This window comes from Chitinophaga silvisoli (genome assembly GCF_003412465.1).
In the GTDB taxonomy this organism is placed as follows: domain Bacteria; phylum Bacteroidota; class Bacteroidia; order Chitinophagales; family Chitinophagaceae; genus Chitinophaga; species Chitinophaga silvisoli.
The window spans coordinates 1-11,952 of record NZ_QTJV01000024.1; the positions used below are offsets into that span (position 1 = coordinate 1).

Sequence of the window (11,952 nt, forward strand, 5' to 3'; positions counted from 1 at the left end):
AGTAGAGATTTAGATTATGGTTTTGCAATTACTTCTCATAGAGCACAAGGTTCTACTTATAAAAATGTATTTGTAGATATTAATGATATGATTTATGATAAATATGGTCATCCTTATACTAATAGAGATGAAATGCTTCGTAGATTATATGTTGCTTGTTCTCGTGCTAGTAATCAATTAGTATTATCTTATGGCAAGTAAAACTGTTGACGAATATCCTGATTGTGAAAGATGTCCAAATCGTATATTTAATACAGGTAAATATATACAAGGTGGTAGAGGAAGTATTCATGGAGATATTGTTTTCCTATTTCCTAGAGGTGATAGAGTTTATTGTGATGATTATCAATTATTTACTGATATTGGTAATCTTTACGATGAATACTCTGGACGAAATAATACCGAAGATGTTTATATGACTTATAGTATTAAATGTGCTTGTTCTAATAATTATAATACTTATCTTACTGCTGTTGATAAATGTCGTAATATTCTATGGAAAGAATTAGCTAGAATTAATTATAAATATCTATTTATATTTGGTGATGCTTATCGTAGTATTAGCGATAATCCTATTCCTAGATTTATAGCTACTGGTGGTAAATATGTATTTAGTAATTATTCTCCTCTTATTAAATTTAAAGATAATAATCTTTATCGTATATTTAAACAGCGTTTTGCTGATGATATTAATTGGGTTAATGAAAATAGAAATAATTATGGCATAAATTTTATAAATGATTAATTGTATAGCTTATGATGTCGAAGTATTAAGAAACTTCTTCTCTATTACTTTTGTTAGCATTAATAGCTATCTTAAAGTTTTTAAAGATTGTGTTGATAGTAATGGAAAAGCTATTCCTTTAGTTCAAAAGCTATCTGTTGAAGAAATTAAAGCTCGTCTTGAAACTGTTGAAAAATATAAATTTTATATAACAGATAAAGACGATAGTCAATTACTTTCTATGATAGGTTATATTAATAAGACTAGATGCTATAAAGATTCTAATGGAAATATTATTCGTACTGACTTGTATGGATTTAATAATTTCAATTATGATAATCTTATGATTGCTGCTTTACTTAGTTTTTATATGCGTACGAATAGTACGAAAGAACTTATTAATAAGTTATATGAAACTAGTAAAACTATTATTTCTAGTCAAGATGATAAAGATAAATTTAGAACTGATTTTTATCTTAATAGTCTTAGAAAATATAAACTACCATTTACAGGTGTTGATGTAATGCGTATATTTGCTCTTAATAAAGCAAGTGTAGTTGTAGATAGTAAAACAGGTGAACGTAAACCTGTTCCTAAAGGTTTAAAGCAAACTTCTATTAATCTTCAATGGTATGAACTTCTAGAATATGAACTTCCTGACATTAATGAAAAAGAAGCTGAATTATATAATGAAATTCCTAATCTTAAAGGAATGAATATTAATCAGCTTAATAAACTAGTTGATAAATGGGATAGATTTATTCTTGACGAATATATTGAACCTATGATGTATTATAATCTTAATGATGTTTTTATTGTAGCTGAAATAGTTCGTCTTTATCCAGAAGAAATTAAATCTCGTTATGCTATTAGTAAAGCATATGATGTTGATGTTCTTAATTCTAGTCGTAGTAAAACTGCTGATATTCTTTTTGAGAAATTTTATAGTAAATTTAGTGGTCTTGCTCCTGAACAATGGAAAGGTAAGAAAACTGAAAGAACTGCTATGAGTTTTAAAAAGGTTATTTTTCCTTTTATTAAGTTTAAAACTAAAGAACTTCAAGATTTACTTGATAAACTTTATAAAACTACAATTTATAGAGTTAATAAAGATGCCTTTAGTGAGAATGTTAAAATTGGAGATATAACTTATACTCTTGCAACTGGAGGTTTACATAGTCAAGATGTTCCTATGGAGTTATATTCAACTACTCCTTATGGTGATTACTTAACTCCATCCTCCACGGGGGGTAAACCTTTTACCATTTATCATTTTGATGTTGCTAGTTTTTATCCTAGTATAATAGGTGTTCATAAAGTTGCTCCTGCTCATATTGATACAAATGCTTTTTGTAATTTAATTAGTTGGATGAAACAAAAACGTGTTGATGTGAAACATAGCGAAGAAGAATACATAGATGGAATTGCTAAAGATATTCTTGCTTTAGTTCTAAAGATTGTCATAAATAGTATTTATGGTAAACTTGGATTTGAAAAAGGAGATTTATATGACCGTCTTGCTGTTCTTAAAGTTACTGTTAATGGACAACTTATGCTTCTCATGTTATGCGAAGCTCTTGAACTAGATAATATTCATATTATTAGTGCTAATACTGATGGTATTATGGTAAAAGTTTATGCTAGTCAAGAAGATAAATTTAAAGAAATTACTACTTGGTGGCAAAATATTACTGGAATGCAAGCAGATAGTGATGTTGTTCATAGTCTTATAGCTCGTGATGTTAATAATTATATTACTCAATTTAGGTCTAAAGGTAAACTTAAAATTGAATCTAAAGGTGCTCTTAATCCTATGATGTATTCTCTAGATTTAACTAAAGGTTATTCTATGCCTATTGTTGCTCAAGCTATTGAAAACTATTTTCTTAAGAATAAACCTGTAATGGATACTCTTCAAGAAGCTACTAATATTCTTGACTTTTGTCTTACTCAAAATGTAGGTAGACAATTTCATGTAGAAGAAACTAAGATTGAAAATGGGCAAGTTACTCATGTTGTTTGTCAAAGATATGTTAGATTTTATGTTTCTAATAGAGGTTATATTATTGAGAAAGTTCATAATGATAATGGTTCTCGTAGTAGAATGGCGGCTGGTTCTGTTGTAACGGTTATTAATAGTCTTGATGATAAAGATATTTCTCTTAGAGATATTAATTTTAAATTTTATTATCAAGAAGCTATGAAAGTTATTAATCCTATTAAACTTAAGATTTCTCCTAAAGGAAAAGGTAAAAGTAAAATTAAAAAATATAGCGGTATGTATAATCCTATTTTTAATGAAGATGATTTTGGATGAGAAATATAGTTGAAGAAACTTATGATAAACTAATTAACAAATGGGGTTCTAAAGAATATAAAGGTATTGGAACTATTAATTGTGTTCCTCCTATTGATTATTGTGAAATTATAAGTAGAATTATTAGTCTTATGCGAAATAAGAATGATAATATTAAAATACTTATTGTTACAGATAATTGGAAAAGAAGAACTGAAATTGTTGATAGTCTTAAAAATCATAATATAAATATAGATACTATTAATATTCTTACTCATACTTATGTTAATAGTAGATATAATTATAGTTATGATATTTCTATTGTTGTTGGAGTTAACGAATGGAATTTATCTTGTAATACAGTTTTTAATCATGCTAGATTTAAACTTATGATTCTAACTGAAAAAACTATTGATACTTCTAAGTTAACTAAGATTTATAATAATATTCCACCTATTAATAATATTCTAAATTCTAGTGGTATGCGAGCCATACTCCCCGTAGAGGAACACAGAGAGCAGATTTTATTTACTAGTCAAGAAGATATTACTAATTACGATAAATATACTGAATTTATTACTCAGACTATTCAAGTATTTGGTAATCTTGATAATATTAAATGTGCTCGAAATGGTACTCAAGACGGACGTAGTGCTATGCAATATATTACAGAAATAGCTGAATATAATGGATGGAGTGCTGATATGGATATGACTAATCCTTTTAGTAAACAAATTGATGAATGTTATAATCCTCTTGTTCTTGCTGAACGAGTTAAGACTTTTTATAATATTGTTCGTGAACGTATGCTTATATGTTCTGATAATGTTTGTAAGCTAGAAAGGATAGTTGAAATTATTAAAGATAATCCTGACAAACGATTTCTTATTATTAGTAAGAGAGGTGAATATGCTGCTACTGTAACTAAATATATTAATGATAAATTAGGTGAAATTTGTGGTGATTACCATGATAAGATTGAAGATAAAGTTCTAGTTGATGATAATGGTATTCCTGTTTTGTATAAGACAGGAAGCAAGAAAGGACAGCCAAGAATCGTCAAATCTAAGGCTATTTCCACGCTGAATTTGAAGTCTTTTAATGATGGCTTATTAAGAGTATTATCCATAAAAAATAATTCAACTGACAGCCTAGAAATAAGCGTAGACGAATGGATTTTAACCTCATCTTTATGTGATACAATAGATGAACTTATTTATCGTTATAATAATGTTAATTGTAGTCAATCAAAACTTAAAGTACATAAACTTTATATAGCTGGTACTATTGAGGAAGCAAGTCTTAAAAAGGAAAAGTTATCGGTTAACCATGAAGTTATACAGAATGTTAATTCTGATATTAGTGCTCAAAATTTTGATGATATTGTTTGCTAGTATAAATATAATAGTTACATTTGTTGTGTAATCAAAATCGCTCTTTGATAGAATGGACGAAGATAAAGAAGTTAAAGTTAATGATACTACTGTTGCTGTTAGTAATAGTGGTATTGAAAAACAACATGGTGTTCAACATTCTGTTGCTCCATATCAGCTTAATTATATGAGTGAAGCTGAAATTGCAAGTCTTGAAGTATTTATCAAACGTGTTATGCGTAGTGATAAATGTGGTATTAAGTCTGTTGAAGATGGTCTTGCTATTGCAATGAGAGCTAAAGACCTTAGACTTCCATTTTCTACTTGCATTGAACATATTCATGTAGTTCAAGGTAAAACAGGTATTGATGTTCACATTATTAAGGCATTACTTGTCAAAGGCAGCGTGAGTTGGGAAAAAGTAGATAATTATCGCGCTCTGTACGAATATACAGATGGCTTTAATGCTTATGATGAAGATAAACTTCCATCTGACTGTATTAAGTGTCTTACTCCCAAAGAGGCACAAACTAAAAATGCAGAAGATAAAGACCATGAACATATATATGTTTATCCTGTTAAATATTATAAAGATTATAATGGTAATGTATATAAAGAATATCAACTTAATGGTAAGTTTGAAATAGCTACTAATACTGCTGAAGCTAAACAAATTGCTTCTACTGGTAAAGTTCCTGTTTATAGAATACCTGCTGTTCCTATTGATTATATTACTAGTTATCGTTTTTATCGTAAAATTGGAGAACGTAATATGGTTGCTACTGGTGAGTTTACTTATAAAGATGCTATTGTTGCTGGATGTTTTGAAAAAGATACTTATAAGAAATATCCTAAAATAATGATAAGTCATAGAGCATTTGTTTATGGTGCTCGTGAAATTGCTAATGATTTAATTATGGGCTGTTTAAGCACAGAAGAATTAAAGACTATACAAGGTATTGATTTAAGTAATGAAGATATTATTGATATTACTGAAATTCAATAACATAAACAAACTAGAGAAATTATTATTAAACAAAACAGTCGTATGACTAATATTATTCACTTTTAAATTACAAAAATTATGAAAGACTTTAAGAAAGGTTTGAGTTTTGGTATGGGTATTGTTAATGCTGGTCAAAGAGCAGTTAGTGAAGAACCTGAATTGGTAGTTGTTTCTACTCCCGGTAGTTTCCGTATGACTGCCCAAGTTTCTAAAGCTCTCGGCATTGCTCATGGTGAATATGTAATGTTCATTAATAACTGTGCAAACATTGATAATGCTATTATCAATAAAGTACCCGAAGTTGTTGCTTTCTGTGAAGAACAAGGTTTGGATATTGATTCTCCCGAAGCTGCTATGGCTGTTCATGCTGAATTTGATATTTGGGCTTTGGCTAAAGGTATTGCTGAATTGGATAAGAATGGTAATCCTTGTACTACTCGTGTTCGTATGACTAAGAATGATAAAGTTAAGTATGTTAATACTTACTTCCAAGAAACTCTTGAAGGTGCTTTATCTTCTTCTAATGAAGAACTTAAAGCTGCTCTTACACGTGAAGGTATTACAGAAGATGAACAAAAAGAACTTTTGATTAGTTGTATTCAAGGTGATGAAGTTGCTAAGATTAAAGGTTCTAAGTGTGCTAATACTGCTGCCTTGTCTGGTATTGGTGTAACTCTTAACTTTACTGATTCTAATGTTTGGAAACAGTTGAAAGCTGATATGACTGATGAAGAAGCTACTTCTAAGAATCGTGTTTATACAGTAGATATTGATAACTTGCAAGAAGCTGTTGTTAATAACGGTCATAAAGATATTGTTGTTAAGATTGCAATGCTTACCGAATATAAAGATGAAGAACCTATCCGTATTGGTAAGAAATCTGAAAAAGAAGAAACTGCTGAATAATCAAATCTTCGTCCTAGAAATATAGTATCTTGAACATAGAGCTGCATTGTTAGTATTGCTAATAGTGCAGCTCTTATTTTATCTAATAATTCTTTTAATTACTTTAATTATGTCGACAGAAAAAGAAATTAAGAATGAAACTACTGTTGTAGCAAGTGCTGAACAAACTGCTAATGCAGAAGTACAAACTCCTAAAAAACGTAGAGGTAGAGGTATTAATAACGATTTACGTGATGTAACTCGTAAAAAGTTTGATGAACGTACTGATTGCAACAAAGCTAATGGCTTGTTTGTTGGTCATCTTGAAGATGTTAAAGTTGACTGGGCTACATTGAAAGATGATGTTCAAGGTATGCCTTCATTTGCTGGTATGAGTATTCCTTATCTTACATTTACTTTTGCTAGTAATCATGAAAATATCAATGAACGTCGTTATGTAACTCAACGTCTTCTTCCTGTTGAAAGTAATGTTGAAACTATTCCTGGTGGTAAAGGTGCTTGGAAAGTTGATAACGTTTTCCGCTTTATGAAACATATATATAATGTATTTGTTCTTAAAGGTCGTGATTTAACAGAAGAAGAAATTGATGCTCTTACTTTATCTTTTGAAGATTTTGATGAAAATATGCAGTATGTACCTGTTGAAGCTGAAGAAGTTATAGCTGGTTATAAGACTGTGTTTGAAAATTATGTTAAGTTACTTAACAATAATGGAAAACCTGTTTATAAAGATGCTAAAGGTAAACCTATTACTATTTGGATGAAACTTCTTCGTTTTATTAAGAATGATGGTAAATGGCGCGCTGTTGTTGGAAGTAAATCCTCATTTGGTGATTTAGGATTTCCTACATTTATTAATGATGGAGTTATTGAACTTTATAAAGAACAATCAGCTCCTAGTCTTCATATTGACCCTTATAAAGAAAGTATTGTTTATCAAAAATCTGCCGAACAAGCTAAACAGCCGAATGTTGCTATGCCTGGTGTAGGTGTAATGCCCGGTGTTCAAACTGCTGCTCCTATGAATCCTGTTGGTGGATTTAATGGAGGTGGAGATTTTAGTCCATTTGGTGGTGGTAATGATGCTGCTGGTGCTTTTGTTAATCCAACAGAAGATTTACCATTTTAAAAAATTAAAGTTAGTTAAATAGTTGTATGTAAGAGGATTGGGTACTATTTTAGTACCTAATCCTCTTTTTTTATATGTTCACGATAAAGGTCAAATTAGAAATATTATGAAAAGAAATATTAATAATACTATTTTAACTAAAGATTATATTTTCTCTAAAGTTAGTCAAGTAACTATTTTTAGTACCTATACTGAAATTAGTGTTGAAGATATACAACATTGTATAGATACAGGAGAATTTATATCTAGTCCTTTTCGTGAAGATACTCATCCTAGTTTTGGTTTTAGATATGATAATAGGAATAAACTTAAAGGAAGAGATTTTGCTGGATATTGGTGGGGAGATTGTATAGATGCTGCTGCAACTGTACTCTCTGAAATTGTTCATAAGCAAATTGATATTTCTATTAAAAGTCAATTTCTATTTGTTCTTAAACATATTGCTTATACTTTTAGAAATATTATTTATGGACAAGATAAAGATGAAAACAACGATTATAGTATTACTAGGGCTATTAGTAATGTACGTAATCATAAACCTATTATTGAACTTGTTACTCGTCCGTGGAATAATTTAGATGCTAAGTATTGGGGACAATTTGGTGTTAATCTTAATTTTCTTAATACTCATTTTGTTTATCCTGTTGACCAATTTTATATTAATCGTTCTACTAATCCTATTCCTAAATATTTTTACGATAAAGATAAAACAGATTTATGTTATGGTTACGTTCTTGGACAAGATAAAAGAGGAATAGTTAATGTTAAACTGTATTTTCCAAATAGAAATAAGAAAACTGAAGTTAAGTTTATAACTAATAGTAATACTATTGAAGGAATTATTAATCTTGAATTAGATAATTATGACGTTATTATTATAACTAAATCTACTAAAGATAGATTAAGTCTTGAATGTTATCTAAAGAGTATTAATCATTCCATCCTCTACAGGGGGTCTACCCTTGAATTTAAAACTATTGGTGTTGTTAATATTCCACATGAAACTTATAAACTTCGTCAAATTGAATATGATTGGCTTCGTAGTAAACTTAATCGAAATGGTTTTCTTATTAGTCTTATGGATAATGATAGAACTGGTCTTATGGAAGCTGTGATTCTTAAGAATGATTATGATATTATACCTATTATTATTCCTAAAGAACTTGGCGTTAAAGATTTTGCAGAATTGAGAAGTAGTTATTCTACAAATGTTATTAATGAACTAACTCAGCAAGTTGTTAAATATATAGAAGAGAATTATGGAGAAGAAACTGAATTTACTTGGGATACGGAAGAAAGTAATACTTTGCCATACTAAAAGTTTAGCTGGTGTTACATATACGGTTATGCGTCCAATTACTGAAGAGGATGAACAAAATCTTGATAAATGGGAATGTATTAATGTAGATGGTAAACGTATTGATAAAAAAGATATTTATTGTTATGGAGAAATTAATCTATCTTCTAATGATGACGTTGAATATATCAAAAAGTTTAGCTTACTTGATACTGATAACGGTGGAACTATTCATAGTAATTTTAATTATCAAGAAGGTTATGCTCTTGTTGAAGGAATAGCTAAAACTTATCCTACATTTGATATTATTGAATGGTTTAAATATAATCACTGTCTTATAGGTAAACCAACTCGTATTATTATTTATAAATGTAAGAAAGAAAATCTATGATAATAAAAGGATATGAAGAAAAGCTAGATGATAGAGATATTAGATATATTAATTATGTTATTGATAAATCTACAATGGCTGATACAATTGAATCTTATATTAAAGATTTAGATTGTACTATTATTTATCCTGATGGTTCTCGTCCTAGACAAACTATTAATTATGGTTATCGTATTACTCTTTCTAGTATTGAATATATTCTTGATAAAGCTTATCTTATTCTAGAACATCATCCAGAAAAAGCTCAAAGTTATATTGATTATCGTAATACTATTATTAAAAGAATTATTGATATACATGAAAAAAATCTTGATTTCGAGAGAAGAAACCCAGTACGATATTATAGTAAAGAACCAAGGAAACGCGCTAGAAGTGCTAGCAGAGTTAATCAATCAAAAGATGTCTTTACAGGTCAACCCATTGATGTTAGCACCGGTATTGCAAAGGCTATTAAGCCTAAAAAGGAAACGATTGCTCAGCGTAAAGCTAAACTTCTAGGTGGTAAAGCTGTTAGTTTTGCATTTAATGGTTTAAAAATAAGTGAATATAATGAATAAACTTTATCGTAGAAATAACAATGGTGTGCCTACTGTTTGGTGGGCTGAACTTGACAGTGGTACTAATAGTATCACTGTTTTTTATGGTCTTGTACGAGGTAATATTCGTAAAGAAGTTTATGCTGTTACTCAAAAAGATGGTCAAAAAGAACTTGAAAGTAGATATAATGATAAGATTAAACAAGGATATACATATCTTAATGAACTTTGTGATATGCAGGGTTTACCCCCCGTGGAGGATGGAGATAATGATACTCTATTTAATTTTCTAAATACTTATCTACCTAAAGACCTTAGTAATGGAAACAGTAATCTTCTACTTCCAATGCTTGCTAAAACGTATAATGGTAATGTTTGGAAAAAAGTCAGTTGTATGTATGGTCAGTATAAGATTAATGGTCTACGTTGTATTGTTACTGCTTATACTCAAAATGATATGTTTAAACCTGTTAGGCTTCGTTTCCAAAGTCGTGAAGGTCTTACTTGGCATACTCTTGGCTATCTTGAAGATTATTTGCTTGCTACTATTAATACAAATATTATCGACGATATGATTAACGGATTTGCAGCACTTGATGGCGAAGTTTATCTTCCCGGTTATACTGTTAATCAAATCAATCATTTTGTTAAAGATGCTAATTGTGTTGAAAATAAACTTCTTCAGTTTTGGTGTTATGATATTATGATGGAAGGTAATCAAACTCATAGAAATACATATCGTTATCATATTAAATTGCCTGCTTGTTTTAATAATATTAAAGAACATTATAATAATAAAGAACGATTGATTATTCTTCCTAGTGAACATATTACTAATGATAATGAAGCTATTTACGCTAGAAATCATTTTATTAATCTAGGATTTGAAGGTCTTATACTTCGTAATGCTGAAACTGATTATCAATATGGTAGGCGTAGAGCGAATTATATGGAGAAGTTTAAAGGTGTTGCTGAAGGAGATTTTATAATTCTTGATATTTATAAAGAAAAGAAACGTGATTTACCTATTCTTCTTTGTAAAAATGATATTAATGATGAAAAATTTGAAACTCGTTTAAGTGTTAGTCATATTGTTCAACAAGAAGTTTTATTCGATTCTCAATCTTATATTGGTAGAACTGTTCATATAGAATATGGCGAACGAAGTGGCGTTGCTAGAGTTCCATTTCATATTAAAACTGTTGTTATAAATGGAGATACTAGATTATAATGTAATTAGAAATAATAATTTTGATAGAACTAAATCTTATTTTAGTTGTTATTATAAATCTATTATTCTGTTTACTGATTATGATGCTAAAAGTTATAATTTTGCTGTTAGATATAATGATATAACTAAAAGTAATGAACTTTATGTGATTTTATATAATGATGATAAAGTTGATATTGGCATTCCTATTGTTCGAGATGCTAATACTGGATTTAAATTATATATTCCTAATAAAGTTATTAAACTTCTCTATACAAGAATACGTAATTCTTTTGTTATGTCTAAAGATGATTTTAATATTAATGTTAAGTTTGTAGAAGAACGTAATGATTTTTGTATTATTTATCATATAGATATTGAATAAGGTGAAGCCTAGTACACAATATGATGTGCTAGGCTTTTCTGTTTTACATTGGTGTAAAATTGTATATGACACGCTCGTAGACATGATTCTTTTTGCCTGTATTCAATTTTATATATCAGAATGATTAATCTATCATGTAAAATTTGCGTGTCATGGTGAGCCTTAAAATGCGTCATTCTCACTATGATGTTTAACATTAAATTCAGTATCATATTTACTAGTAAATTCCTATTATATTTTTATATTTGTCTTGATAAACAAAAACAAATTATTATGAGTATTAATAAAGTTACTATTGTTGGTATTAAAGGATTTAAAGGAAGCGGTAAAGATACAGTTGCTTCTATGATTAGTTATATCCTTCATGATGGTATTATGAAAGCTAATTATGATACTTGGCTTCTTTATCATAAAAATGATTTTATCGAAAATGATGAAATAATTATTCATTTTGCTGATAAACTTAAGGATGATATTGCCGGATTTTGTAATATTGACCGTAAACTTCTAGATAGACAAGAAATTAAAGAAAATTATTATTATAATTTTAAGACTGGTATTGTTTCTACTAATATTAAAGAAGTTTTTTATGTTATTGATAATAGTAATGATACTATATTAAAATATGATGATTTAGCTGGATATCTTGTTTTATATAGTAATAATGTTAGTATTAAAATTAGAGTTCTTCTTCAATAT

At 28.8% G+C, this 11,952-nt stretch carries 13 protein-coding genes; all 13 read left to right on the plus strand.

What is annotated here, in order from left to right:
- On the plus strand, window positions 1-201 hold a 201-nt coding region (locus DXN04_RS33410; protein WP_158569298.1), incomplete at its 5' end, for an ATP-binding domain-containing protein.
- On the plus strand, window positions 191-745 hold the full coding sequence (locus tag DXN04_RS33415) for a uracil-DNA glycosylase family protein (RefSeq protein WP_116857777.1): 555 nt from the start codon (window positions 191-193) through the stop codon (window positions 743-745). The genes DXN04_RS33410 and DXN04_RS33415, both read left to right, overlap by 11 nt.
- Window positions 738-3,041 carry a DNA polymerase domain-containing protein gene (locus DXN04_RS33420; protein ID WP_116857778.1) on the plus strand — a complete coding sequence of 768 codons (2,304 nt, stop codon included), beginning with the start codon at window positions 738-740 and terminating at the stop codon, window positions 3,039-3,041. The genes DXN04_RS33415 and DXN04_RS33420 overlap by 8 nt, the downstream gene beginning before the upstream one ends.
- On the plus strand, window positions 3,038-4,414 hold the full coding sequence (locus DXN04_RS33425; protein ID WP_116857779.1) for a hypothetical protein: 1,377 nt from the start codon (window positions 3,038-3,040) through the stop codon (window positions 4,412-4,414). The genes DXN04_RS33420 and DXN04_RS33425 overlap by 4 nt, the downstream gene beginning before the upstream one ends.
- A gap of 52 nt (window positions 4,415-4,466) precedes the next feature.
- On the plus strand, window positions 4,467-5,399 hold the full coding sequence (locus tag DXN04_RS33430; RefSeq protein WP_116857780.1) for a hypothetical protein: 933 nt from the start codon (window positions 4,467-4,469) through the stop codon (window positions 5,397-5,399).
- A gap of 78 nt (window positions 5,400-5,477) precedes the next feature.
- The gene (locus tag DXN04_RS33435; protein WP_116857781.1) at window positions 5,478-6,305 is read left to right on the plus strand and encodes a hypothetical protein; all 828 of its coding nucleotides are present in this window, start codon (window positions 5,478-5,480) and stop codon (window positions 6,303-6,305) included.
- A gap of 109 nt (window positions 6,306-6,414) precedes the next feature.
- Window positions 6,415-7,434, plus strand: a complete 1,020-nt coding sequence (locus DXN04_RS33440; RefSeq protein ID WP_116857782.1) for a hypothetical protein — start codon at window positions 6,415-6,417, stop codon at window positions 7,432-7,434.
- Between the two features lie 106 nt (window positions 7,435-7,540).
- Window positions 7,541-8,752, plus strand: coding sequence for a hypothetical protein (locus tag DXN04_RS33445; protein WP_116857783.1), 1,212 nt, complete (start codon window positions 7,541-7,543; stop codon window positions 8,750-8,752).
- Window positions 8,694-9,122, plus strand: a complete 429-nt coding sequence (locus DXN04_RS33450) for a hypothetical protein (RefSeq protein ID WP_147320142.1) — start codon at window positions 8,694-8,696, stop codon at window positions 9,120-9,122. Before DXN04_RS33445 ends, DXN04_RS33450 begins: the two co-directional genes overlap by 59 nt.
- Window positions 9,119-9,679 carry a hypothetical protein gene (locus DXN04_RS33455; RefSeq protein WP_116857785.1) on the plus strand — a complete coding sequence of 187 codons (561 nt, stop codon included), beginning with the start codon at window positions 9,119-9,121 and terminating at the stop codon, window positions 9,677-9,679. The genes DXN04_RS33450 and DXN04_RS33455 overlap by 4 nt, the downstream gene beginning before the upstream one ends.
- Window positions 9,672-10,889, plus strand: a complete 1,218-nt coding sequence (locus tag DXN04_RS33460) for an ATP-dependent DNA ligase (RefSeq protein WP_116857786.1) — start codon at window positions 9,672-9,674, stop codon at window positions 10,887-10,889. Before DXN04_RS33455 ends, DXN04_RS33460 begins: the two co-directional genes overlap by 8 nt.
- Window positions 10,870-11,253 (plus strand): hypothetical protein, encoded by a 384-nt coding sequence (locus tag DXN04_RS33465; RefSeq protein ID WP_116857787.1) that lies wholly within the window; start codon window positions 10,870-10,872, stop codon window positions 11,251-11,253. Before DXN04_RS33460 ends, DXN04_RS33465 begins: the two co-directional genes overlap by 20 nt.
- Before the next feature lie 273 nt (window positions 11,254-11,526).
- The coding region (locus DXN04_RS33470; RefSeq protein WP_394337855.1) for a hypothetical protein at window positions 11,527-11,952 on the plus strand (426 nt) is incomplete at its 3' end.